The sequence below is a fragment of the Nonomuraea sp. NPDC003709 genome (assembly GCF_040610775.1).
Taxonomy (GTDB): domain Bacteria; phylum Actinomycetota; class Actinomycetes; order Streptosporangiales; family Streptosporangiaceae; genus Nonomuraea; species Nonomuraea angiospora_A.
This window is the reverse complement of the sequence record NZ_JBEXMW010000025.1, coordinates 69,297-92,448: the sequence shown is the minus strand read 5'-3', so window position 1 is coordinate 92,448 and position 23,152 is coordinate 69,297. Positions and strand designations below refer to the sequence as shown.

The following is a 23,152-nucleotide window of genomic DNA, read 5'->3' as shown; positions in this document are numbered from 1 at the left end:
GCGGCGGGGTCAGGTGGGTGTTCCGGGGCGATGGCGTGGCCTCGTACCGGTGTCGTTGCTGAGCGCGCGGCGACGGCGGGCCGGTCGGGAGTGCCCGCGATCGCCGGCGTCTCTGTGGGCTCGTCGGTGGGTTCGGCGAGGTCGCGGAGGTGGTCGATGTCGACGGTGCGGCGGTTGCGGTACAGCGCCAGCACGATCGCGAGGCCCAGGCCCACCTCGGCGGCCGCAATGACGATGACGAACAGGGTGAGGACCTGGCCGCTGTGCAGGCGGTCGGCCAGCCACACGTCGAACGCCACCAGGTTGAGGTTGACGGCGTTGAGCATCAGCTCGACCGACATCAGCACGAGGATCGTGTTGCGGCGGACGAGCACGCCATAGACGCCGATGGAGAACAGGAGGGCAGAGACCACGGCCGGGTAGACGATGTGCACTAATGACCCCCGGTCTGATCGGGCGGCAGATTACCCCCGGTCCGGTCGGGCACCGAGTTGTCCCGGGTGTCGGGGGGTGATGGGCTGGTCTCCGGCCGGGCGGGCGAGCTTTCCCCGCTCCGGGTGGATGGTGACCTATCCCCCGTATGCGCATCCTCCCCGGCCGAGTGACCTCCGACCCGCCGAGGTGCCGAGTCCCTTTCCGTCGGCGAGCTCGTCTCGTCGGGTGGGGCGTTGCTCCCGGTATGAGCGGACGGCGCGCCGCCGGGGATGTCCGTACGGGACAGGACGATGGCGCCGATCAGGGCGGCGAGCAGGAGCACGGACAGCGCCTCGAACGGCAGCACCCAGGTGGCGAACACACTGGCGCCCAGCTCCTTCGCGGCTCCCTGGCCTGGGGTCAACGGTGTGTAGGCGGCGTGGAATCCGTCGATCACCACCGTGACGAGAATGGCCGCGGTCGCCACCGCCACCAGGGCTGCGACCAGGCGGTTGCCGCTGTCCAGGTCTGTGGAGCGGCCGATGGGAGCCCGGGTGAGCATGATGCCGAACAGCAGCAGCACCACCACCGCGCCCACATAGATCAGCACCTGGACCCAGGCCACGAACTCGGCGGTCAGCACGAGATAACAGCCCGCCAGGGCGCCGAAGGACACCACGAGCCAGAGGGCGGCGTGGACGAGTTGTTTGGTCGTGACGACAAGCAGCGCCGATCCAACCGCTACCGCGCCCAGCAGCAAGAAGACGATCTCTTGCCCGGTGGGTGACAGGTAGGAGGGCACCGCCTCGGTCACGACTCCTCCTCGGACTCCCTTGTCTCGTCAGGACCGAGCCGCCCGGGCGGTCGGATGGACCGTGGATCGGCCATCCTGCGCCTGCGAGGGCTCGCGGCAGAAGTTTGCTCCTCCGGCTCGGGCTTCGGTTGCGGGCCGCCCGAGGCTGTGGACAACTTTTCTGAGGACGACTGCCCTGTGGATGAAGCCTGTCCCTGGGGTGGCTCCTCCGCGGAGGGACCAGTCTCGCCGTCTTCCGTGGGGGGCGAGGTAGTGGCCGCCGTTGGGGAGGGCGCGCTGGTCGTCGGGTCGTCGTCCTTCGTTGCGGGGGCTGCGGCCGTCTCGCCTTCTCCTGCGGGGCGAGATGCGGTCGTCTGGCCCTCTTCCGGGGGGAGGGCGGAGCGCGGCACGTCGGCATTCGGCTCAGAGGTGTCGTCCTGAGCGCGGGATGGGAGGGCGCCTGGAGGACGGATCCCCCGTACGTTCTGGATGGGTCGGCGTGGGCGTCCGCCTGGCGTGCGTGACGGAGCGGTCGCCGGGCCTGATCCGGGCGTGCCCGCAGTGGGCTCCCCGTCCTGGGCGTCGGGCGTGGGCGTCGTCGCTGAGGTGTCGGGGGCCGTGCCTAGGGTGCTGGATTCGGGAATCGTCCCGGATGCGCCAGTTCCGGGCATCGTCCCGGATGGGACGACTTCAGGCGTTGCTCCGGAAACGTCGGCTTCGGGCGCTGTTCTGGAGACGCTTGCCTCGGACGTTGTTCCGGGCAGGCTTGCTTCGGATGTTGTTCCGGGGGCGCCTGCTGAGCGCTCTGCTCTGGTTGTGGGCTGCGGGCTTTTTGCTGCGGTTGTGGGCCCTGCGTCCGGTGCTACGGAGGTGGGGCGCGTCTCGCTTGTTCCCGCTGCCGGCCGGGTCTTCTGTGCGTCCGGGAAGGGGCTGGCTGCCGTACCTCCGCGCTGGGGTGGTTCCGCTGTGCGTGCCGTACGGGCGGCGGGACGGCGAGGGGCGGCCGTGAGTTCCTTCGGGGGCTCGGCGCCCGGGTCGTGAGCCGGAGGCGGGGGGACGGTCTGGGTCCAGGCGGCCAGCTTGTCCTTCTCATGGATGAGGTTGCGGATGTCGCCTTCCGCGTACTCGAACTCCGGAGACCAGAAGAGAGCGTCGAACGGGCAGACCTCGATGCATATCCCGCAGTACATGCACAGGCTGAAGTCGATGGCGAAGCGGTCGAGGACGTTCCGCTGGCGGGGGCGGCCGCCCTCGGGGGCCGGGATCGTCTCCTTGTGGGAGTCGATGTAGATGCACCAGTCGGGGCACTCTCGGGCACAGAGCATGCAAGAGGTGCAGTTCTCCTCGACCAGGGCGATCACGCCGCGGCTGCGGGGCGGGAGGGCAGGCTTGACCTCGGGATACTGCTGCGTCACCGATTTGCGCAGCATGTGGCGAAGGGTGATGGACAGCCCCTTTGCCAGTCCGACTCCTGGTATCCGCCCCATGCTTCAATATCATGACGCAATTGGTCCCGCAGGCAAATGAATGGGGACAGGGTCCCCGGTTTTCCACAGCCGTCCACAGGTTGACGGGGAGTTATCCACAAGCTGTGTGCATGCCCGGTATGAACCGTGCCGGGGCGATAGTCTCTCGGCCATGCAGCAGAGCCATCAGGTCCGTCCCGGTGGCGGGGCGTGGGCGGCCGCCGTCGTCTGGGCCTGCCTGCCCCTGTTCACGTGCGGGCTGGCGACCCCGTTCACCATCGGGTTCGCCGCGTTCTGGCTGCGGAGCATCTGGCAGGTCTTCGCGGCGTCCGCCTACCTGGTCTGCATCGGGTCGTTCGTGATCTCGGCGCTGGCGTACGAAACCTTCGAAGACATTCCGCAGCCGCTGTCCGTGCTGGTCTCGTTGGGGCTGTTCGTCAGCTGGCTCGGCGGGGCCATTCACTCGGGAATCCTGGTGCCGACCATGGTGCGGGCGCGGCTCCGGAGGCCGGTGCATCCGACGCACACGAATCTGCACCAGAGGACGACCTCGCCCTCCCATCAGCATGGGCATCGGGAGCCCGGCCCCTATCAGCGGCGTCCCGGCCCTGCTGAGGCGCACCGGCCGCGTCCCGCCTCCGCCGAGACGCACCGGCCGCGTCCCGCCTCGGCCGAGACGTACCAGCGGCGTACCGACTCCGCCGACACCCATCCGCCACGTCCCGGACGTGGCGAGAACTACCGGCGGCGTACGACCGAGCCCGAGTCGCGCCCGCGGCGCCCTGGAGAGCCTGAGTGGATTGGGCACTATCGGGTGCTCCAGTCGCTCGGGCGCGGTGGGCAGGGGGCGGTTTACCTGGCCATGGCGCCCAACGGGACGCGGGTGGCCGTGAAGGTGCTGCACGATCTCGTCGATGAGATGGCGCGGGCCAGGTTCGCGCGGGAGGTCGACGCGGCGCGGCGGGTGGCGACGTTTTCCACAGCCCGTGTGCTCGACGTGAACATCTCCGGGCAGCACGCCTACATTGTCAGCGAATACGTGGAGGGGCCCTCGCTGGAGCAGCTCGTCAAGAAACACGGGCCGCGCGATGAGGACAGTCTGACCAGGCTGGCGTTATCCACAGCCGGAGCGTTGGCGGCTATCCACAAGGCGGGGATCGTGCATCGTGACTTCAAGCCGAGCAATGTGCTGATCGGGAACGACGGGCCTCGGGTGATCGACTTCGGGATCGCCCGGGCACTGGACCAGGTGACGATGACGTCGGGGAAGATGGTCGGGACGCCGCCGTACATGTCGCCTGAGCAGCTGACCGGGGAGGCTGTGGGGCCGGCTTCCGATGTGTTCAGCTGGGCTGTGACGATCATGTTTGCGGCTACGGGGCGGCCTGCCTTCGGGGAGGACACCGTGCCTGCTGTGTTCAACCGGGTGCTCACGCTGCATCCGGACCTGTCGCCGCTGTCGCCTGCTTTACGGGGAGTTGTGGGGTCTTGTCTTAACAAGCGGCCTGAGGATCGGCCTTCGGCGTCTGATGTGATGCTGGCGATCGTGCAGTGAGTTGTTGCCGCCCAGGGCGGCCTCCTGGTCGTGGGAGGGATGGGTTGCGGTGTGACGCGCTTGGCGGCTTGGGCGGGCGTGCGGGGTGAGCAGTTGGGGTTGATCTGCCGGTGTTCTCGGCGCCGTTGGCCGCTGCCGCCTCTGGCCCGGGTGCGTTGGCGTCGTTGATTGCCCGGCGCGCCTTCGACATGGGCAGGCGCTGCTGGTCCGGGGGGTGTTGGCGCTGTTGTTGACGTCGTTGATGGTGATTAGCACTCAGGCTGGTTGGGCGCCGCCGAAACCGGGCGGATCCTCAACCGCGGCAGGCCGTTCAACCGGTTGGGCTCCAGGCGTGTTGTCAGTGGGGGTGACCACTGCTGATCGTGGGTGTCCGCCAATGGGTTGGCTCGGGTGCGTGGGTGGGCGCTGCTGTTCCGGGGTTGTCAGGGGGTGGCTTCTTTGGCGGCTCTGGTGAGGTTGAGGTACTCCTCGCGTGAGATGCGGTGTATGGCGAGGGAGAGGTTGTGGCGCTTGGTGAAGGCGTGGGCGTGTTCGGGGAGCCAGCGGCCCGGGAGGTGGTGGAGGGGGCTGCCGGTTACGTCGAGGATGAAGAGGCCGGTGAGGCCGTCGTACTGATAGAGGAGCAGGCTGAAGGCTTCGCGCGGGGATGCTCCGATTCGCCGGGTGGCCGTGACCTCCGTGCCATGGAAGATCTGGAGCGTGCCGGAGGAGTTTGCTTTGAGGTCCGGTCCGCGGCCTGCTGAGGGCAGGAGGGTGCCTCTGCGCGCCCGCCAGCGGGCTATTCGTCCGAAGACGGGGCGTAAGACCAGCAGCGCGGGGCTGAAGGCGACCATCAGCCATTTGGATTCGAACATTTCCAGGAGGAACCGGCCCATTGACGAGACAGCGCGCCAGGCGGCCCACATTCCCAGAGACGCGAGGTAAGCCATGACGGCCAAGCCTGCGATTCCCGCGCAAATGGCCACCGGCTTGTGCCATTTGCGCGGGAATAACGGTCGGAGGCCGCGTAAACGTTGCCAGCCGGGGGCGCGGCTTGCCAGGACCGCGCGTACACGGGCCGGAGGGTAGGAGCGGGCGTCCAGCAATGGGATGCCTGCCCTGTGCGCGAAAAGCTCCAGGTCGGGCTTGTGCCACTCGCCCGGCAGGTCGAGCAGGACCAGGCCGTCCGCGTCCAGGACCGCTATGCCTTGCACAGGTTGGAGCTTGCCGGTTTTGGTGGTGACCTGCTCGCAGTTGTAGTGGTAGAGGCTCGCAGGTGTCACGCGTACGGAATGGTCTGAAGCAACGTCGGTGACGACCAAGGTTCGGTCGTGTGATGTCAGAACGGTTTCCGGGCGGAGTTCGCCCTTTGTCGCGCCTGAGATCGGGACGAGATGGTCCATAGTCATACCCCCAAAGGCCCCCTGCCCAGGTACGACGAATAAAGCGAACCTAAAGTTTCTGCTCTAGACGAGAACCTTGATGATGCCGGTCAGGGCCAGTTGGCCAAGGGCCAGGGGGACCAGGATGGCCCAGGCGAGCTTTTGCAGCTGGTCCTCGCGCAGCCGGGGGAACGTGACGCGCAGCCAGATCACCACGAACGACAGCGCGAAGACCTTGATCAGAGTCCACAGCCAGCCGGGGAGGAACGGGCCGTGCCAGCCGCCCAGGAACAGAACGGTGGTCAGGAACGACAGGACCACGATCCCGACGTACTCGGAGAGCATGAACAGCGCGAAGCGCATGCCTGTGTACTCGGTCATCGGGCCCATGATGATCTCGGACTCCGCGATCGGCATGTCGAACGGGGGGCGGCGCAGTTCGGCGAGCCCCGCCAGGAAGAAGACGACACCGCCGACGGCCTGCCACGGCAGCCACCACCATTGCCACGCCTCGACGATGCCGGGGATCGACAGCGTGCCCGCGGCCATGGCGACGGAGGAGGCCGCCAGGACCAGCGGCAGCTCGTACGACATGAGCTGGGCGGCCGAACGCATCCCGCCGAGCACCGAGTATTTGTTGGCCGAGGCCCACCCGGCCATGATCGAGCCGAGGACGCCGACGCCCATGACGGCGAGGACGAAGAAGAGGCCGAGGTCGAGGTTCACGGCCACGCGGTCCCGGTCGATGGGGATGGCGATCAGTACGACGAGGTACGGGACGAGCGCCACGCCGGGGGCGATCATGAAAATGCGGCGGTCGGCCGCGGCCGGGATGACGTCCTCCTTCTGCGCGAACTTCACCCCGTCGGCGATGAGCTGCGCCCAACCGTGGAAACGACCCGCGTACATGGGGCCCAACCGCGACTGCATGTGAGCCATGACCTTGTGCTCGGTCTGGCCGACGATCAGCGGTAGAACCAGGAACACGATGAGGATGACGGCGAAGCTCAGCACCACTTCAAGCATCGGGCGGCCCCCAGTCGGCTGGAACTCCTGGCGGAAGTGTCTTGCGGCGGCTCGGTGCGCCATGTCCCGATTCGCCGGGCTCCTTGGCGCCGGGCCACGGCTTGGCCACGCGGGCGGCGAGAATGAAATCCTTGCGGAGCGGGTGGCCCTCGAACCCGTCGGGCAGGAGGAGGGGCACGAGGTAGGGGTGATCGTCGAAGATCACGCCGAACATCTCGTACGTCTCGCGCTCGTGCCAGTTCGCGCCCCGGTAGACGCCTACCGCGGTGGGGAGGTGGGGGTCTTCGCGGGGTACGCGGGTGCGGAGGAGCAGGCGTGCTCCGGCGGTCAGGTTGTAGACGTGGGCCACGACGAGGAAGGCCTCCGGCGGGTCGTCCACGCCGGTCAACCAGTCGAAGAACGCGTAGCCGAGGTCGTCCCGGACGAACGTCAGGAGCTCGATCCAGTCGGCGGGGGCCACGTCGATCGTGGTGTCGCCGTAGGACTCGGAGATCTCGGCGCGGTCCCCGAACCGGGCCTCCACCTGGGTGAGACCGCCAGGGAGGCCAGTGGTGTCGGGGGGTTGATGCGGTGTCGACTGCTGGGTGCCGTCGTCCGTCGGCTGGGTGGACGGGCGGGTTTCGGGCCCCTCGGACGGCCGTGCGGGCGGACGAGTTTCGGGCCCCTCGGACGGTTGTGCGGATGGAAGAGTCCCGGGCTGCTCGGGCGGCTGTGCAGGTGGGCGCGTCCCGGGCTGCTCGGATGGGCGAGTTCCAGGCCCCTCGGACGGCTGTGTGGGTGGGCGGGTTTCGGGCCGCTCGGGTGGCTGCTGGTCGTGGGGGTTGGAGGCGTTCGAGGGGTCGGGGGTGTTGTCCGGTCGGTCCGGGGTTCCCTCGGTGGTCACGCGTCCTCCCCGTGGGAGCGGGACCATACGTACCGGTCGCTGAGCTTCTCGTCGGCGATCTTCTCTTGGAGCTTCATGATCCCGTACAGGAGAGCCTCAGGGCGGGGCGGGCAGCCGGGGACGTACACGTCAACGGGGATGATCTGGTCCACACCGTTGGTCACGCAGTAGGAGTCCCAGTAGGGGCCGCCGGAGTTGGAGCAGGCGCCGAACGAGATCACATATTTGGGGTCGGGCATCTGCTCGTAGAGCCGCTTGACGGCCGGGGCCATCTTGTCGGTGACCGTGCCGGAGACGATCATCAGGTCGGCCTGGCGCGGGCCGTTCGCGAACGGGATCACGCCGAACCTGATGAAGTCGTGCCTGCTCATCGAGGTCGCGATGAACTCGATGGCGCAGCAGGCCAGCCCGAAGTTGAACACCCACAGTGAGTAGCGCCGGCCCCAGTTGAGCACGAAGCGCATCGGCTTGGGCGCCAACCTGGAGATCGGGCCCACGGTGGGCATCGGGAGGTCTGTTGCTGCCATGTTGACCATTCTTGCGCGGATCGCAGGTCAGGCAAAGGAATCTTCGGTTGGGGGGTGGTTGGGGACTTCTTGGGATCGGTGAGCGGTGAGAGGAGGAGCGGCGAGCGGGGCGGGGCGAGCGGGGCGCAGGTGGGAACTCAGCGGGGACAGAGGCGAAGCTGAGGGTGAGGGTGAGGGCGAAGGCGAGGTCAGGCGAAGACGCGGGGCGCGGGGCGAAGACGCGGGGCGAAGGCGGAGGTGAAGACGAGTCGGGGGTGAAGGTGAGGGTGTGGCGAAGGCGAGAGTGGAGGCGAAGCTGAGGGTGCAGGTGAAGGCACGGTTCAGGTGAAGACGCAGGTGAAGGTGCAGGTGCGAGCGCAGACGAAGGTGCAGGTGAAGGTGAAGACGCGGTGCAGGTGAAGGTGCAGCTGGGGTGGGTTAGGTCCAGGTGAGTACGCGTTTGCGCCAGGCGTACAGGATGCCGAGGGCGATGAAGCCCAGGAAGACGAACATCTCCACGAGCGTCGTCAACCCATAGCCAGGCGTGTCGAAGATCGTGGCCCAGGGGAACAGGAAGACGGCGTCCACCGCGAACACCACATACAGGTAAGTGAAGACGTAGTAGCGGACCTGCGACTGCGCCCACCCCTCCCCGACCGGGTCGACCCCGCACTCATACGTGGTCAGTTTCTCCGGAGTCGGGCGGGTCGGGCGGAGGAGGCGGTTGGCCATCAGGGCGCCGGCCACGATGGCGACGCCGATGGCGAGCAGTGCGGCGACGAGCACGTAGGACCCGAAGTAGCCCTCCATGAGTGAGATCGTAACCCGGAATCCCCATCACGAACCTGGTCAAAGCTCAGGAATCCGCCACAAACCCCGACCCAGAAGGCATCAGCGCCCGCCAGGTACCCGTGCCGGTCAAAGGCTCGGTGGTGATCACGTCAAGACGGGGTAAATAGTAAGATCAGCAACATACCCTGACATTCATGCACAAATTGCGATTCTTTTCCGGAATCGCTCTGCTGGCCCTCTCGGCGACCGCCTGCGATCTGGCGGCCGCCACCCCCGAGAGGGACGTCGTGGTCCCGGCAGAGCCGACGATGATCGACTTTGTCGACCCGGCGGCCGTTGCCGGCCTGTCCACCAGGACGCTCACCGACGACCACTACACCGGCAGCCGATATGTGCACATCAGCTACCCCGAGTTCCAGAAGGCCCCCGCGCTCAACCGCGCCCTGCGCGCCGAGGCCGAGCGGAAGTGGCGGGACTTCGGCGGGCGGACCAAAGGCCGCGCCGCCTCCTCGCGGCCCGAGCTGAACGTGGACTGGCAGCTCGCCGCCGCCTCCCCCCAGGCGATCGCGGTACGGCTGCGGACGGGCGAGTTCCAGGGCGCGGGCTGGGCCTACTCCACGCGTACGTACTGGTTCGACCGGCGCAGCGGCAAGGTGGCGGAGTCGGCCGGGCTGCTCGACGGCGAGCACGCCCTGCGGCAGCTCGCCCAGCTGGTGCGGGAGCAGTTCAAGGGGCGCGGGTCGCAGGTCGAGCGGGAAGAGGTCAGCGCCGGAGGCGACCGGTTCGACTCGATGGCGTTCAACCGGGGCGGGGATCTGGTGGTCGAGTTCGACGACTGCCAGATCGGGCCGTGCTCGCTGGGGCGGCTCGCCGTGGCGATCCCGGCGGAGCGGGTACGTCCGCTGCTGTCCGAGTTCGGGCGGCGGGTACAGGACAGCGTGCGGGAGGCGGCCAGGAGGGCTCCGATCCGGCGGCCCGAAACGGCGCCCACGGAGAGCCCGCAGGCCGCCAGCAACCGGGCGGGGACCGTGAACTGCGCCAAGGCCAAGTGCGTGGCGCTGACGTTCGACGACGGCCCCGGGCCCTATACCGCCAAATTGCTGGACATCTTGCGGAAAGGCCAGGCGAGGGCGACGTTCTTCGTGGTCGGCTCCAACGCCGCCGCCCAGCCCGCGCTGGTCAAGAGGATGAGCGCCGAAGGGCACCTCGTCGGCAACCATACGTGGGACCACAAGGACCTCTCGAAACAGGCGACGAGCCGGATCACCGACTCGCTCGCGCGCACTGAAGATGCCGTCTCGACCGCCATCGGGCAGCGGCCGGCGCTCGCGCGCACGCCGTACGGGACCGCGAGCCAGGCCGTGCGCGACGTCGCGGCCGAACTGGGGCTGGCCCTGGTCGACTGGGACATCGACGTCAAGGATCTGTTCGCAGATAAAGCGGGCGACATCGCGGACCTTGCCGTGCGCAAGGCGCATCCAGGTGCGATCATTCTCATGCACGACATCCACCGGGAAACGGTTGACGCGGTTCCGGACATCCTCAAACGGCTGCGCGGGAAGGGTTACAGCTTCGTCACCGTTCCTGAGTTGTACGGCTCGGCAGGGATGCAGGCCGGACACCTGTACCGGTCGGGGAGCGAGCTGCCGGGTAAGCGCCCCCTGACGTAGGACACGTATTGGGGGGACGTATAGTTGGCGCTCGTGACCCGAACCGTTCTGTACGCCCGCCTGCATGTGGACCTCTGCAGGCTCGCGTCCGGGCTGTGTCGTCGTTCTCCCACCTCACCCTGACTTCGACCGCGTTTACCCGCTATGCGCGGGATGCAAACGCGTGACCTTCCGAGGATCTAGCATGGATACAGAGAACGCGCCCCGGGCAACCGCGCCTCGGGCGTCGAGGAGGACTGAGCCGTGACCCAGCGCAGCGAGGGCACCAATGAGCACAGTCGAGTTTCGTTCACAGCACTGACGAGGGAGGCGCTGTGAACAAGCAGGTCCAGCAACTCGACCGCGTGATCATCAGATTCGCCGGAGACTCCGGCGACGGCATGCAGCTCACCGGCGACCGCTTCACCGCGGGCACGGCGGAGTTCGGCAATGACCTGTCGACGCTCCCCAACTTCCCCGCTGAGATCCGTGCACCCGCAGGCACCTTGCCGGGTGTGTCGAGCTTCCAGCTCCACTTCGCCGACCACGACATTCTCACGCCCGGCGACGCGCCGAACGTGCTCGTGGCCATGAACCCGGCCGCTCTCAAGGCCAACCTGGGCGACCTGCCCAGAGGCGCGGACATCATCGCCAACATTGACGAGTTCACCAAGCGCAACCTGCAGAAGGTCGGCTACGACGCCAACCCGCTGGAGGACGACTCGCTCAGCGAGTGGCGCGTGCACGCGGTGCCGCTGACCTCGCTCACCGTCAAGGCCCTCGAAGGCTTCGAGCTGTCCAAGAAGGACGCCGAGCGGTCGAAGAACATGTTCGCGCTTGGCCTGCTCAGCTGGCTCTACCACCGGCCGACCGAGCACACCATCAAGTTCCTCGAGCAGAAGTTCGCGAAGAAGCCGGACATCGCCAAGGCCAACATCGCCGCCTTCCAGGCGGGCTGGAACTACGGCGAGACCACCGAGTCCTTCTCCGTCTCGTACGAGGTCAAGCCCGCCCAGCTCGCCCCCGGCGTCTATCGCAACATCTCCGGCAACCAGGCCCTCGCGTACGGCCTGATCGCCGCCAGCGTGCAGTCCAAGCTCCCGCTGTTCCTGGGCTCCTACCCGATCACCCCGGCCAGCGACATCCTGCACGAGCTGAGCAAGCACAAGCGGTTCGGCATCCGCACCTTCCAGGCGGAGGACGAGATCGCGGGCGTCGGCGCGGCGCTCGGGGCCGCGTTCGGCGGGGCGCTCGGCGTGACCACCACGTCCGGCCCGGGTGTGGCGCTGAAGGCCGAGACCGTCGGCCTGGCGGTCACCACGGAACTGCCGCTGATCATCGTGGACGTGCAGCGCGCGGGGCCGAGCACCGGCATGCCGACCAAGACCGAGCAGACCGACCTGCTCATGGCCATGTTCGGCCGCAACGGCGAGTCCCCGGTGCCGATCGTGGCGCCGATGTCGCCGAGCGACTGCTTCGACGCCGCGATCGAGGCCACCAGGATCGCGGTCAAGTACCGCACCCCGGTCATGCTGCTCTCGGACGGCTACCTGGCCAACGGCTCGGAGCCCTGGCGCCTGCCCGAAGTTTCCGACTTGCCGGACATTTCGCAGCCCTTCACCGAGGCCCCCAACGGCGCCGACGGCGAGTTCCTGCCGTACAAGCGTGACACCGAGACGCTGGCCCGCCCGTGGGCCATCCCCGGCACGGCCGGCCTCGAGCACCGCATCGGCGGCATCGAGAAGGCCGACGGCACCGGCAACATCTCGTACGACCCGAACAACCACGACCTGATGGTCCGCACGCGCGCCGCGAAGATCGCCGGCATCGACGTGCCGGAGCTGGCGGTCGACGACCCCGACGGCGACGCGAAGGTGCTGGTCATCGGCTGGGGCTCGACGTACGGGCCGATCGCCGCGGCCGTCCGCCGGATCAGGAGGAACGGCGGCAAGGTCGCCCAGGCCCACCTGCGCCACCTCAACCCGCTGCCGGCCAACACCGGCGAGGTGCTCAAGAGCTACGACAAGGTGCTGCTGCCCGAGATCAACCTCGGCCAGCTCGCGCTGCTGCTGCGGGCCCGCTACCTCGTCGACGTGATCAGCTACAACCGTGTGCGCGGGCTCCCGTTCAAGGCCGAGGAGCTGGCCGGAGTCATCCAGGACGTGATCGACAGTGACTGAGCTCGTTAACGGGAAGGGCCTGTCGCTCATCCCCAAGACCGACGTCAAGCAGACCCTGAAGGACTTCAAGTCCGACCAGGAGGTCCGCTGGTGCCCCGGCTGCGGCGACTACGCCATCCTGGCCGCGGTGCAGAGCTTCCTGCCGGAGCTGGGGCTCAAGCGCGAGAACATCGTGTTCGTGTCGGGCATCGGCTGCTCGTCGCGGTTCCCGTACTACCTCAACACGTACGGTTTCCACTCGATCCACGGTCGCGCGCCCGCCATCGCGACGGGACTGGCCGCCTCCCGGCCCGACCTGTCGGTGTGGGTGATCACCGGCGACGGTGACGCGCTGTCGATCGGCGGCAACCACCTGATCCACGCGCTGCGCCGCAACGTCAACCTGAACATCCTGCTGTTCAACAACCGGATCTACGGGCTGACCAAGGGCCAGTACTCGCCCACCTCCGAGGTCGGCAAGATCACCAAGTCGACGCCGATGGGCTCGCTGGACAAGCCGTTCAACCCGATCTCGCTGGCCCTCGGCGCCGAGGCGTCGTTCGTGGCCCGCACCATCGACTCCGACCGCAAGCACCTGCAGTCGGTGCTGCGCGAGGCCACCGCGCACCGCGGCACGTCGCTGGTGGAGATCTACCAGAACTGCAACATCTTCAACGACAACGCCTTCGAGCAGCTCAAGGACCCCGAGGTCCGCGACGACATCACGCTGCGTCTGGAGCACGGTCAGCCGATCGTGAGCGCCTCCAAGGCCGTCGTGCGGGCGGCCAACGGCGGCATCGAGGTGGTGGCGCGCGACGGCGTGAGCGAGGACCAGATCCTCGTGCACGACGCGCACGCTCCCGACCCCTCGGTGGCCTTCGCGCTCAGCAGGCTGGACGAGCCGGCGTTCGAGCACGTGCCGATCGGCATCTTCCGGCAGATCGACCGGCCGGCGTACGACGTGCTGATGGCCGAGCAGCTCGAGGAGGCCGTGGCGCAGAAGGGCCCCGGCGACCTGAGCGACCTGCTCCTTGGTGGAGACACCTGGCGCATCGGCTAGTTGATGATTAGATGGAGCCGTCGGCCCGAACGGCTCCATCTTCCACGGAGGTCAATCCACGATGTCGTATTGGCCGGAGACCGTGGTGCTGGTGACAGGGGCGGCCGGATTCATCGGCTCACATCTGGTAACGCGCTTACGAGCGCTCGGCGCTCAGGTGCACGCCGTCAGCCGCCGCCCCCAGCAGGCTCGCCATGGCGAGACCTGGCACGTGGCGAGCCTGAGCGACGCCGACGCGACGACGCGGCTCTTCCGGTCGGTACGGCCGACGCTCCTGTTCCACCTCGCCGGTGAGGTCACCGGATCGAGAGGTGACGAGGTCCTGCGCGCCACCCTGGAGAGCAACGTCATCGGCGGGGTCAACGTGCTGGCCGCCGCGCACGAACGCGGCATCAAGACCGTCTTCACCGGCTCCATCGAGGAGCCGCGCCCGGGCAACGACCAGGCGCCGCCGTCGTCGGCGTACGCGATGTCCAAATGGGCCGCCACCGGCTACGCACAGCTCTACCACCGGCTCTGGGACCTGCCCGTCACCGTCCTGCGCCCCAGCATGGTCTACGGGCCCGCCCAGCCCGACACCACCAAGCTCGTGCCGTACGTGACGCTCTGTCTCCTGCGGGGCCAGCACCCCCGGCTCACCAAGGCCACCAAGCTCGCCGACTGGATCTATGTCGACGATGTCGTCGACGCGTTCGTCCTCGCGGGCGAATCAGACAAAGCCATCGGACACACGCTGGATATCGGCACCGGCGTCAAGACCCCGGCTCACGAGGTCGTCGAGCGGATTTATCGGATCACCGGCACGAGCACGCGACCCGAATTCGGCGCCACCCCCGATCGCCCGCACGATATTACGCAGGTCGGCGACATAGCACCGGCCGCAGACCGGCTCGGCTGGCGTCCTGTCACGGAATTGGACGAAGGGTTGCGCCGAACTGTCGATTGGTATGCGTCGCAAGAATGTCACAAAGAATCACCCGCTCAGCCGGGCCCGGGATAATTCTGGGAGCATAGAGGTACTTGTCTGGCCGGAGGAGCGCCTTTATGAGCCGTCTTAATGCCCTGCGCAGCCGTTTCGTGGACGCTCCGGACTCGCTGGGGGCCAAGGCACGGGCGCGAAGGTGGCAGTGGTTCGCCGACCGGTTCCCCGACCTCGACCAGATGAACGTGCTCGACCTCGGCGGCACGGCCGGGGCCTGGATGCGCGCCCCGGTCAGGCCGGCCCACGTCCACATCGTCAACCTCGAGCAGCCGCCCACCGACCTGCCGGGATGGCTGCGGGCCGATGTCGCCGACGCCTGCGACCTACCGGCCGCGATCCGTGGCACGCGCTATGACCTCGTCTTCTCCAACGCGGTCATCGAACACGTCGGCGGGCACCAGCGTCGGCAGCGGTTCGCCGACACCGTGCACGAGATGGCCGACCGGCACTGGGTGCAGACGCCCTACCGCTATTTCCCGGTCGAGCCGCACTTCCTGTTCCCGGGGTTCCAGTTCCTGCCGCTCGCCGCTCGGACGACGATCCTGCGCCGCTGGCCGCTCGTCCACACGCCGACCTCCGACCGCGACGCCGCCCGGATGATCGCCATGGAGGTCGAGCTGCTCAGCGTGACCGAGATGCGGCACTACTTCCCCAAGTCCCAGATCCGCTTCGAGCGGCTGGCCGGGCTGGTGAAGTCGGTCATCGCGATCCGCGCCTAGTCCGCGGCCAGCACGCTCGCGCCGCCGCTCTCCCAGGTGTTGCCCTTCCAGACGTTGCCCGGCCCGTTGGAGTCCCAGTACGACACCGGGCCGGCGGAGCCGCCCTTCGGCCACACCTTGCGGCTGAAGACGTTGTCGATCACCTTGATGTTCGAGGACAGGCCCTTCCGGCCGGCGCCCGCGTAGAGCGACCAGCCGCCCCCGGCCAGCAGGTTGCCCTGCACGGTGACGTTGCGGGTCACCCCGAAGTCCTGGAAGAGCGCGATCGCGCCGGTCTGGTCGAGCGTGTTGATCACGGTGTTGCGCCGGATGATCAGCTCGGTGCCCGCGGCGGCGGTGCCCGTTGACATGATCATGTCGGTGTGGTCGCCGGAGTAGTACTTCGGGTCGTGCACGTACGAGTCCTCGACCAGGCCCTGGTCGGTGAGGATGCCGTTGGAGATCGTGTGGATGTCCACCCGGCGCACCGTGATCATCTTGCCCTGGTTGAGGATGCCGAACTGGGTGCGCTGCTTGCCGTTGCCGAAGATCTCGCTGTCCTCGACCTTGAGGCCCGAGAAGCCCTCGCGCTGGAGGATGCCCCAGTAGTCGGTCTGCCCGCGCACCCGGGTGTTGCGGATGGTCACGTTGTCGGCCTCGACCGTGATGTCACCGGTGATGTCCCAGCCGTCGATGACCTTGCCGTCCTCCTTGATGACGATCGAGCCGGTCTTGCGGACCAGCTCGGTGCCCTCGGGGACGCCCGTGTTCCCGGGCCCGGGCCAGCCACCGCTCGGCGGCGGTGCGGTCGTCGGCGTCTTCGTCGGAGTGGGAGTGGGAGTACTAGGGGGCGTCTGCGTGGGAGTGCCGGGAAGCGTCCTGGTGGGAGTCGCTGTCGGCGTCGGCGTCGGCGTCCTGGTGGGAGTCGGGGTCCGGGTCGGGGTGGGGGTCCGGGTCGGGGTCGGCGTCACCGTCGGAGTTGGGGTCGGCGTCCGGGTCGACGTCACCGTCGGCGTCGAGGTCGGCGTCGAGGTCGGCGTGGGCGTCGCAGGAGGAGGAGTAGGCGTCCTGGTCCTCGTCGGCTGAGGCGTCGGTGAGGAGATCAGGGTCGGCGTCTTGATCGGCGTCGAGGTCGGAGTCGCGGAATCGCCGGGCTCCGGCGTCTCGGTCGGCCTGCGCGTCGGCCGCGAGGTCGGCTTCTTGGTAGGCCACCGGGGCCACCACCAATGCCCCTTGGTCTTCCGTGGCCGCGGGCTCTCCGTGGTGGGTCGCGGCCGGGACTTCTGACCGGCGGCAGCCCGCGGTGAGACCGAAGCCCGTGCTCCCCCGCTCGCGTCCGTCAGGGCCGCCTGAGGCTTCAGCACATCAGAGGCGATGACGCCGTATCCGCCTGCCAGCACCGCCACGGCGGAGACACCGGCCAGGGATAACCACCCGGTCCGCCTCTTACTTCGTGTACTCCGCCGATGCCTTGACACAGGTGACTCCTTCCGATCACGGCTATATCGAGTCCCCAAGGGGAGAGAGTAGCCATGCCGGAAGCACTAAGAGGGGCTTTTTGCCGAAAAAGGACTCCTTTACCCCTCAATTCCCAGAAAGCTCAGCTTTCTCAATGATGATCAAAAAGCACGTTATCCCGGACTTACCGCCCCACCGTTTTCCCAGGTGTTACTGTGCCACGTATTTCCGGGCCCGTCCTTATCCCAATAAGAAACCGGCCCGGCAGACCCGCCCTTCGGCCACACCCTGCGGCTGAAGACGTTGCCGATCACCTTGATGTTCGACGAGGTGCCTTTGGCCCCGGCGCCCGCGTACAGCGACCAGCCACCCCCGGCCAGCAGGTTGCCCTCCACCGTCACGTTCTTGACCACGCCGAAGTCCTGGAACAGCGCGATCGCGCCGGTCTGGTCCAGCGTGTTGATCACCGTGTTACGCCGGATGATCAGCTCGGTCCCGGCGGCGGGCGGCCCGGTCGACATGATCATGTCGGTGTGGTCGCCGGAGTAGTACTTCGGGTCGTGCACGTACGAGTCCTCGACCAGGCCCTGCTGGGTCAGGATGCCGTTGGAGATCGTGTGGATGTCCACCCGGCGCACCGTGATCATCTTGCCCTGGTTGAGGATGCCGAACTGGGTGCGTTCCTTGCCGTTGCCGAAGATCTCGCTGTCCTCGACCTTCAGCCCGGTGCGCCCCTCGCGCTGGAGGATCCCCCACCAGCCCTTGGTGCCGCGGACGCGCGTGTTGCGGATGGTCACGTCGTCGGCCTCGACCGTGATGTAGCCGGTCACCTCGACGCCGTCGATGACCGTGCCGTTCTTGGTCACCCGGATGGATCCGGATTCGCGCAGCGGCACGCCGCTGGGCACACCCGTGTTGTCCGGTCCCGGCCAGCTCCGCTCGGCCGGGTTCAGCGGCGGGGCCGACGTGGTCGGGGTCGTGGCGAGCGACTGGGTGGCGAGCGGCTTGTCCTGGGCGCCGCCGTTCTGGCACCCGCTCAGCAGCACGACCAGGCCCAGGCCGAGACACCAGCCTATGGCGGACGACCTCACTAGGCGTTGGGCTTCCGGCCGCCGACGAGGTCGGCCAGCGCCGGTGGCGTCCAGCGCTTGGCGACCTGGCGCAGGTTGCTCTTCCACGCCTCGCCGGGCCGCTGCTTGAACAGCGTGGTGTGCTCGTCGGCGGCCTCTTCCTCGGGCCGGCCGTTGGAGTAGTAGTACAGCGCCATCGAGCGCCGCGCCCGGTCCGGCGGACAGGTCAGCGGGTCCGGGTGCCCGTGGTTGGCGTCGTCGGTCGTGGCGAACACCACGAACCGGTTGAAGAGCGGGAGGATCTTGCCCTCGCACTCGGTCATGTCCTTGTTCCACAGCTGCAGGTGCCCGCCGTAGCTCTCCTCCCAGTCCTTGTTGAGGTAGAGCAGGCCGTTGAGCCGGCGGTCGAGGTTGAGCTTCCGGCTCTTGTTGAAGTCGGCGTGCACCTTGAGGAAGCCGCCCGGCCGGATCTGGTGCAGACCGCCGCCCTCGAAGTGCGGGTCGGAGACGAGCTGCGTGATGCCGGTCAGCCGCTCGAGGAACTGGACGAACACCCCACTGTTGAACTCCGCCAGCAGGTGCCGGGTGGCCGGCCCCATGCGCTCGGTGTCGGCCAGCGCCAGCTTCACCTCGCGCGCGGTGTCGAACCGCTGCCAGGTGGCGTCCCGCGGCTCGGGGAACTCGTCGAGAACGGGCTCCAGCACCTCGGGCGGCAGGAAGTCGTCGATGACCACATGGCGGAACGGCGAGGCCGTACGGAACTGCTCGGAATACTTGTCCGCCAGCGGGAAGAGGTCATCCCGGCGGAAGGTGAAAGCCTGCAGATCCTGCATGAAATGTGTCTCCGTCTCTACGACACCGCGGCCCCTACCTCGTCATCGCCTCAGCCGTGTCATCTGTTACCTGTAACGCTCCATTGCTGGGGTGCGATGGGGACATGTGAAGCCCGGCTGCCCCCGAATCGCGATCGTGATCGTGACCTACAACAGCGCTCCGGTCCTCGGCGGTTGCCTGGCCTCTCTGCCCGAGGGCACCGATGGGGTGGATCTCGCCGCCGTCGTCGTGGCGGACAACGCCTCCAAGGACGACTCGCTCCGCATCGCCGAACAGGCCGTCGGCCTGCCCATGTGCCCCCTGCCAGTGGGCAGGAACGCCGGGTACGCGGCGGCGATCAACGCCGGAATCGCGGCGCTCGACCTCCACGAGCTCGACGCGATCTTCGTGATGAACCCCGACTGCCGCCTTCGCCCCGGTGCGCTGGCCGTGCTGAGCGAGGCCCTCGGGCGTCCGGGCACCGGCATCGCCGTCCCCCGGCTGATCAGCACCGAGGGCGTGCTCCACCACTCGCTCCGCCGCACGCCGGCCGTACGCCGCGCGCTGGCCGAGGCGGTGCTCGGCGGGCACCTGGCGGGCCGCGTCGGCGCGCTGGGCGAGATGATCGTCGATCCGGGCCGCTACGAGCGGCCGGGCCCTGCCGACTGGGCCACCGGGGCCGCCATGCTCATCTCCGTCGCGGCGCTCACCGAGGTCGGCCCGTGGGACGAGTCCTTCCTGCTGTACAGCGAGGAGACCGAGTACGCGCTGCGGGCCGCGGACGGGGGCTGGAGCCTCTGGTACGAGCCCGCCGCCGTGGTCGAGCACATCGGCGGCGAGGCGAAGACGAGCCCGATGCTGGCCGCGCTGCTCACGGTCAACCGCGTGCGGCTGTTCCGGCAGCGCCGGGGCAGGATCGCGAGCGCGGGCTTCTATCTCGCGGTGCTGCTCGGCGAGGCCATGCGGGCCGCCGCGGGCCGCCGCACGGCCAGAGCGTCGGTCGTGGCCCTCCTGCGGCCCTCCCGCCGGTTGCGCACCCTACCTGGATGAGAGGAAAACCATGAGAGTCGAGCACCTGGAGCTCGAAGGCGTGCTGCTGTTCGTGCCGGCGCCCAGCCACGACGATCGGGGCTTCTTCACCAGGACCTTCGACGCCGTGATCGCCGCCGAGCACGGGCTGGACCACACCGCGTTCGTCCAGGACAGCCAGTCGCGCTCGCGCCTGGGCACGATCAGGGGGATGCACGGCCGCTCGGGCCGGGGCGAGGCCAAGCTGGTACGGGCCGCGCACGGCGCGGTGCTCGACATCCTGGTGGACGCGCGCCCGGCGTCGCCGACGTTCGGCTCCCACATCACCGTCCGGCTCGACGACGTGTCGTTCGCACACCTCTACGTGCCGCCGGGCATCCTGCACGGCTACCAGGCGCTGACCGAGCACGCCGACGTCTGCTACCGCATCGACAGGGAGCACGACCCCGCCGAGGACCTGGCCGTCCGCTACGACGACCCCGACCTCGCACTGCCCTGGCCGTTGCCGGTCACCGCGATCAGCGAGCGCGACAGGTCGGCGGGCTCCTGGAAGGAGCTCAGGACCATCTTGTCCGCCTGATCCCGTCGCTCGAACCGCAGCAGCGCCCCCGCCGCGCCGACCAGCAGGAACATCACGCTGGTGATGCCGGGGAAGGAGAGCAGGTCGAAGGTGGCCGCCCCCAGCAGCGGGATCACCAGGCAGGCGGCGATGGTCAGGCCCAGGTTGCGTACGTTCGGATCGGAGCTCAACCGGCGGACCCAGAGGGCCACGACGATCCCGCACCCGATCACGCCGACGAACCCCAGCACGCCGAGCACCCCGGTCTCGACCAGTGACAGCAGGTACTGGTTGTCGAACACCTGATGCTTGAACGGGTACCAGGTGCCGAGCCCGCGGCCGAAGACCGGGCTCTTGTCGAACTCCCGCATCGCGAACGGGTAGTCGTGGGTGCGGTAGATGATGCTGCTGTCCTCGCCGGCGCCGGCGAACAGGTTGTAGAACGTTCCGATCAGGCCCGGCGCCAGGACCTTCATGAAGCCCAGGAACACCACGAACGCGCCGATGGTGACGATCCGGCGCCGGTTGGACCAGCCGAGCAGGAGGATCAGCCCCGCCCCCGCCAGGCCGAGCACGGCGGTCCTGGAGACCGAGAACATCAGGCCGGCCGCGATGATGACGGCGCAGATCCACCAGCGGGTCGCGGCCTCGCCGCGGCTGCGCGCCTGGAAGCCGAGATGCGCGGCCAGCGGGAGCAGCATCGCCGACACCGCGCCGAACTCGATCGGGTGCCCGAGCGTGCCGGCGACGCGGCGCAGGTCCGATCGGGAGATCACGGTGGGCACCTCCTCGACGGAGGAGTGGCGCAGCCCGGGGATCTGCATGTACTTGGTGAGGTCGAAGTCGAGCCTGAACTGCAGCAGGGCGACGATCGCCGCGAACGTGCCGCCGATCACGACCGCCTTGAGCACGAAGTCGAGGCGCTCGCGGCTGTCGATGCCGTCGCAGACCATCAGCAGCAGGCTCACGTAGCCCGCGTAGAGCACGAACGTGTGGTCGGAGAGGTTGAGCTCGTCGGACGGCAGGTACAGGTAGGTCGTGTACCCGTAGATCGCCAGCAGGAGCATGCCGTACACGAAGATCGAGGTGCGGACCGGGTTGCCGCCCTTGGCCACGCCGGTCGTACTGATCATCTGGGCGCAGACCCACACCACGCCCAGCACCAGAGCCATGATCTCGGCGGGCGTGAGCGACAGCGGAAGCCCGGCCACCGCCAGGCGGGCCGGCAGCATCAGCAGGACCACGACGAAGAAGCAGACCAGCGTGGCGCCGTCGGCGCGCCGGAGCGGCCGCTGGGCCAGGTTGGCCCCGGTCATCCTTCGCGTCCAGCCAGCGACCGCGTTCCGTTGCTCGCGACGGGCTCGTAGAGTCCGAGCTCGGGCGGCGTCGGGCGACGGCGCGCCCGGCGATGGCGGGCGAAGCTCTCGGCCGCGAAGGCGGCGAACAGGCTCATGAAGAACGCCAGCGCCCCGGTGATCACCGCGCTGCGCATCCGGCTGCCCTTCTTCTCGTCGGGTTGGGTGGGCGGCACCACGACGGTGGCGCTCACGTAGGTGGTGGGCGGCGCCTTGACCTGCTGCTGCCGGGCGCGCAGCTCCTGCTGGGCCAGCTCGGTGACCTTCACGACGATGCCGTGGGCCAGCTCGGCGCTCGGCGCCTCGCAGGTGATGACGATGAAGGGGGTCGCCGGCATCATCTCGGGGTTGGTGCCACCGCTGGTGATCTTGAGCGTGACGTCGCCGCCGATCGGCGCGCCGACCTTGGCGACCGCCTCAGGGGTGTTCAGCGCCTGGATGAGGATCGACGAGGTCATGCTCAACCCCTGGTCGAAGGAGACCAGTGGGTTGGTGCGGGGGTTGGGGAACCTGGGGTCGGCCGGCACGCTGCCGCCGGTGACCGGCAGGGTGAGGACGAGCGCCGAGCTGGAGATGAAGGTCTTGGGCGCCACGGCGAAGACGCCGACGGCTCCCACGACCGTGAGCAGGAAGGCCGGAATCGTCACGTACCACCGCTTGAACAGAACGGTCACCGTCGCCCAGAAGTCCATGCGCGGGCCTCATCCCTCGCCGTTGTCCTGGGTCGCCTTGCCGGGCCAGGGCACGGGCGAGAGAGGCTCCCCCCGGTAGATGGGGAACTCCATGGTGCTGGAGCTGTCCTCGTCGAGCTCCGCCAGCTCGACGGGCTCGTCCGCCTGCGCCGCCACCGGCTCCGGCGCCGTCACGGGAGTGACCACCGGGACCGCCACCGGGACCGCCAAGGGTGCCGCCAGGGGTACCGCCGGGGGTAGCGGGGGCTCCGGCTGCTTGGGCGCGCGCCTGGTCACCACGCCGTAGGCGATGCCGAGGCCGAGGAGCAGGCAGAGCACGGCGCCGCCGAGCGCCCCCTGCCAGTTCACGCTGTGGTCGGCCTCGGGCGTGGACGGCGGCACGATGTCGGTGGAGGTGATGAAGGTGTTCGGCGGAGCGCCGAGCGCCTTCTGCCATTTGAACAACTCGGTCGCCACGCGCTCGCGCGCCGCCATCAGCACGGCCGTGGCCTGCCGAGGAGACTCGCTGTCGACCCTGATGTAGATGTAGGGCCCGTTGATGTCCAGGACGTTGGGGTTGGAGCGCCCGTCGTCGATCGTGATCTCCGTCGGGCCGTCCTTGGGCGCGCCGAGCTGCGTCCAGACGTCCTGCGTGTTCATCGACAGGATGACGATGCTGGCCCCGGTCTTCAGCGCGTCGTTGAAGGAGAGGAACGGGTTGGTGAGCCCCTGCTTGGTCTTGTCGGAGGGGACGGTGCCCCCGTTCACCGGCGTGGCCAGCACGAGGGAGACATCGGTCGTGTAGTGCGCCGGAATGACCGTGTACACCACAACGCCCACCAGGATCGAAAGA

22 protein-coding genes and 1 pseudogene are annotated in these 23,152 nt (G+C 68.3%); 9 read left to right on the top strand and 14 right to left on the bottom strand.

What is annotated here, in order from left to right; translation table 11 throughout:
* Positions 1–131 precede the first annotated feature (131 nt).
* The 3 genes and pseudogenes from nuoK to ABZX61_RS51230 form a co-directional block, all read right to left on the bottom strand.
* Positions 132–434: pseudogene (gene nuoK / locus ABZX61_RS51240) on the bottom strand (NADH-quinone oxidoreductase subunit NuoK); the annotation flags it as partial.
* Complete coding sequence (locus tag ABZX61_RS51235; RefSeq protein WP_355206722.1) at positions 434–1,228, bottom strand: NADH-quinone oxidoreductase subunit J; 795 nt, start codon at positions 1,226–1,228, stop codon at positions 434–436. The gene ABZX61_RS51235 and the pseudogene nuoK, both read right to left, overlap by 1 nt.
* Complete coding sequence (locus ABZX61_RS51230; RefSeq protein WP_355206719.1) at positions 1,225–2,637, bottom strand: 4Fe-4S binding protein; 1,413 nt, start codon at positions 2,635–2,637, stop codon at positions 1,225–1,227. The genes ABZX61_RS51235 and ABZX61_RS51230 overlap by 4 nt, the downstream gene beginning before the upstream one ends.
* A gap of 163 nt (positions 2,638–2,800) precedes the next feature.
* Here ABZX61_RS51230 and ABZX61_RS51225 point away from each other — a divergent pair, with 163 nt between their 5' ends.
* Positions 2,801–4,228 carry a protein kinase gene (locus ABZX61_RS51225; protein WP_355206716.1) on the top strand — a complete coding sequence of 476 codons (1,428 nt, stop codon included), beginning with the start codon at positions 2,801–2,803 and terminating at the stop codon, positions 4,226–4,228.
* 422 nt (positions 4,229–4,650) lie between these two features.
* On the opposite strand, the gene ABZX61_RS51220 is transcribed toward ABZX61_RS51225, so the two are convergent.
* From ABZX61_RS51220 to ndhC, 5 genes are all read right to left on the bottom strand, one after another.
* Positions 4,651–5,610, bottom strand: a complete 960-nt coding sequence (locus ABZX61_RS51220; RefSeq protein WP_355206713.1) for a hypothetical protein — start codon at positions 5,608–5,610, stop codon at positions 4,651–4,653.
* Between the two features lie 63 nt (positions 5,611–5,673).
* On the bottom strand, positions 5,674–6,615 hold the full coding sequence (gene nuoH / locus ABZX61_RS51215) for an NADH-quinone oxidoreductase subunit NuoH (RefSeq protein WP_355206710.1): 942 nt from the start codon (positions 6,613–6,615) through the stop codon (positions 5,674–5,676).
* The gene (locus ABZX61_RS51210) at positions 6,608–7,138 is read right to left on the bottom strand and encodes an NADH-quinone oxidoreductase subunit C (protein ID WP_355206707.1); all 531 of its coding nucleotides are present in this window, start codon (positions 7,136–7,138) and stop codon (positions 6,608–6,610) included. Before ABZX61_RS51210 ends, nuoH begins: the two co-directional genes overlap by 8 nt.
* Before the next feature lie 356 nt (positions 7,139–7,494).
* Positions 7,495–7,962 carry an NADH-quinone oxidoreductase subunit B gene (locus ABZX61_RS51205; protein WP_225965718.1) on the bottom strand — a complete coding sequence of 156 codons (468 nt, stop codon included), beginning with the start codon at positions 7,960–7,962 and terminating at the stop codon, positions 7,495–7,497.
* A 480-nt stretch (positions 7,963–8,442) separates the two neighbouring features.
* Entirely contained in the window at positions 8,443–8,814 is a 372-nt protein-coding gene (gene ndhC, locus ABZX61_RS51200; protein WP_350733559.1) for an NADH-quinone oxidoreductase subunit A, read from the bottom strand.
* Between the two features lie 176 nt (positions 8,815–8,990).
* Here ndhC and ABZX61_RS51195 point away from each other — a divergent pair, with 176 nt between their 5' ends.
* The 6 genes from ABZX61_RS51195 to ABZX61_RS51170 all read left to right on the top strand — a co-directional run bounded on the left by ABZX61_RS51195 (position 8,991) and on the right by ABZX61_RS51170 (position 15,365).
* Positions 8,991–10,466, top strand: coding sequence for a polysaccharide deacetylase family protein (locus ABZX61_RS51195; RefSeq protein WP_355206702.1), 1,476 nt, complete (start codon positions 8,991–8,993; stop codon positions 10,464–10,466).
* Between the two features lie 33 nt (positions 10,467–10,499).
* A complete protein-coding gene (locus ABZX61_RS51190; RefSeq protein ID WP_350733556.1) occupies positions 10,500–10,589 on the top strand; it encodes a putative leader peptide in 90 nt (29 codons plus the stop codon).
* A 191-nt stretch (positions 10,590–10,780) separates the two neighbouring features.
* Positions 10,781–12,625 carry a 2-oxoacid:acceptor oxidoreductase subunit alpha gene (locus ABZX61_RS51185; RefSeq protein ID WP_355206698.1) on the top strand — a complete coding sequence of 615 codons (1,845 nt, stop codon included), beginning with the start codon at positions 10,781–10,783 and terminating at the stop codon, positions 12,623–12,625.
* Positions 12,618–13,664, top strand: coding sequence for a 2-oxoacid:ferredoxin oxidoreductase subunit beta (locus tag ABZX61_RS51180; protein ID WP_350733553.1), 1,047 nt, complete (start codon positions 12,618–12,620; stop codon positions 13,662–13,664). The genes ABZX61_RS51185 and ABZX61_RS51180 overlap by 8 nt, the downstream gene beginning before the upstream one ends.
* 61 nt (positions 13,665–13,725) lie before the next feature.
* Complete coding sequence (locus ABZX61_RS51175) at positions 13,726–14,664, top strand: NAD-dependent epimerase/dehydratase family protein (RefSeq protein WP_355206695.1); 939 nt, start codon at positions 13,726–13,728, stop codon at positions 14,662–14,664.
* Positions 14,665–14,708: 44 nt separating this feature from the next.
* Complete coding sequence (locus tag ABZX61_RS51170) at positions 14,709–15,365, top strand: hypothetical protein (protein ID WP_355206692.1); 657 nt, start codon at positions 14,709–14,711, stop codon at positions 15,363–15,365.
* On the opposite strand, the gene ABZX61_RS51165 is transcribed toward ABZX61_RS51170, so the two are convergent.
* The 3 genes from ABZX61_RS51165 to ABZX61_RS51155 all read right to left on the bottom strand — a co-directional run bounded on the left by ABZX61_RS51165 (position 15,362) and on the right by ABZX61_RS51155 (position 18,705).
* Positions 15,362–16,315, bottom strand: a complete 954-nt coding sequence (locus ABZX61_RS51165) for a hypothetical protein (protein ID WP_355206689.1) — start codon at positions 16,313–16,315, stop codon at positions 15,362–15,364. The two genes, ABZX61_RS51170 and ABZX61_RS51165, sit on opposite strands and share 4 nt — an antisense overlap.
* Before the next feature lie 660 nt (positions 16,316–16,975).
* Positions 16,976–17,893 carry a right-handed parallel beta-helix repeat-containing protein gene (locus ABZX61_RS51160; RefSeq protein WP_355206686.1) on the bottom strand — a complete coding sequence of 306 codons (918 nt, stop codon included), beginning with the start codon at positions 17,891–17,893 and terminating at the stop codon, positions 16,976–16,978.
* Positions 17,893–18,705 (bottom strand): 2OG-Fe(II) oxygenase, encoded by an 813-nt coding sequence (locus ABZX61_RS51155; RefSeq protein WP_350733544.1) that lies wholly within the window; start codon positions 18,703–18,705, stop codon positions 17,893–17,895. Before ABZX61_RS51155 ends, ABZX61_RS51160 begins: the two co-directional genes overlap by 1 nt.
* Before the next feature lie 91 nt (positions 18,706–18,796).
* On the opposite strand from ABZX61_RS51155, the gene ABZX61_RS51150 reads away from it, so the two are divergent.
* Both ABZX61_RS51150 and ABZX61_RS51145 read left to right on the top strand, forming a co-directional pair.
* The gene (locus ABZX61_RS51150; RefSeq protein WP_355206683.1) at positions 18,797–19,735 is read left to right on the top strand and encodes a glycosyltransferase family 2 protein; all 939 of its coding nucleotides are present in this window, start codon (positions 18,797–18,799) and stop codon (positions 19,733–19,735) included.
* A gap of 10 nt (positions 19,736–19,745) precedes the next feature.
* A complete protein-coding gene (locus ABZX61_RS51145; RefSeq protein ID WP_350733541.1) occupies positions 19,746–20,294 on the top strand; it encodes a dTDP-4-dehydrorhamnose 3,5-epimerase family protein in 549 nt (182 codons plus the stop codon).
* Here the strand turns inward: ABZX61_RS51145 and ABZX61_RS51140 are convergent.
* Genes ABZX61_RS51140 through ABZX61_RS51130 form a run of 3 tightly spaced genes read right to left on the bottom strand, consistent with a single transcriptional unit; the run spans position 20,183 to position 23,130 of the window.
* Positions 20,183–21,589 carry an O-antigen ligase family protein gene (locus tag ABZX61_RS51140; RefSeq protein WP_350733540.1) on the bottom strand — a complete coding sequence of 469 codons (1,407 nt, stop codon included), beginning with the start codon at positions 21,587–21,589 and terminating at the stop codon, positions 20,183–20,185. The two genes, ABZX61_RS51145 and ABZX61_RS51140, sit on opposite strands and share 112 nt — an antisense overlap.
* Positions 21,586–22,320, bottom strand: a complete 735-nt coding sequence (locus tag ABZX61_RS51135) for a hypothetical protein (protein WP_355206679.1) — start codon at positions 22,318–22,320, stop codon at positions 21,586–21,588. The genes ABZX61_RS51140 and ABZX61_RS51135 overlap by 4 nt, the downstream gene beginning before the upstream one ends.
* 9 nt (positions 22,321–22,329) lie before the next feature.
* The gene (locus ABZX61_RS51130) at positions 22,330–23,130 is read right to left on the bottom strand and encodes a hypothetical protein (RefSeq protein WP_355206676.1); all 801 of its coding nucleotides are present in this window, start codon (positions 23,128–23,130) and stop codon (positions 22,330–22,332) included.
* Positions 23,131–23,152: the final 22 nt, after the last annotated feature.

Excerpts from the sequence above, each read along its gene's own strand:
- ABZX61_RS51230 (WP_355206719.1), bottom strand. The coding sequence starts at position 2,637 with ATGCTGCGCAAATCGGTGACGCAGCAGTATCCCGAGGTCAAGCCTGCC.
- ABZX61_RS51220 (WP_355206713.1), bottom strand. The coding sequence starts at position 5,610 with ATGGACCATCTCGTCCCGATCTCAGGCGCGACAAAGGGCGAACTCCGC.
- nuoH (WP_355206710.1), bottom strand. The coding sequence starts at position 6,615 with ATGCTTGAAGTGGTGCTGAGCTTCGCCGTCATCCTCATCGTGTTCCTG.
- ABZX61_RS51205 (WP_225965718.1), bottom strand. The coding sequence starts at position 7,962 with ATGCGCTTCGTGCTCAACTGGGGCCGGCGCTACTCACTGTGGGTGTTC.
- ndhC (WP_350733559.1), bottom strand. The coding sequence starts at position 8,814 with ATGGAGGGCTACTTCGGGTCCTACGTGCTCGTCGCCGCACTGCTCGCC.
- ABZX61_RS51195 (WP_355206702.1), top strand. The coding sequence starts at position 8,991 with ATGCACAAATTGCGATTCTTTTCCGGAATCGCTCTGCTGGCCCTCTCG.
- ABZX61_RS51175 (WP_355206695.1), top strand. The coding sequence starts at position 13,726 with ATGTCGTATTGGCCGGAGACCGTGGTGCTGGTGACAGGGGCGGCCGGA.
- ABZX61_RS51170 (WP_355206692.1), top strand. The coding sequence starts at position 14,709 with ATGAGCCGTCTTAATGCCCTGCGCAGCCGTTTCGTGGACGCTCCGGAC.
- ABZX61_RS51155 (WP_350733544.1), bottom strand. The coding sequence starts at position 18,705 with ATGCAGGATCTGCAGGCTTTCACCTTCCGCCGGGATGACCTCTTCCCG.
- ABZX61_RS51145 (WP_350733541.1), top strand. The coding sequence starts at position 19,746 with ATGAGAGTCGAGCACCTGGAGCTCGAAGGCGTGCTGCTGTTCGTGCCG.
- ABZX61_RS51140 (WP_350733540.1), bottom strand. The coding sequence starts at position 21,589 with ATGACCGGGGCCAACCTGGCCCAGCGGCCGCTCCGGCGCGCCGACGGC.
- ABZX61_RS51135 (WP_355206679.1), bottom strand. The coding sequence starts at position 22,320 with ATGGACTTCTGGGCGACGGTGACCGTTCTGTTCAAGCGGTGGTACGTG.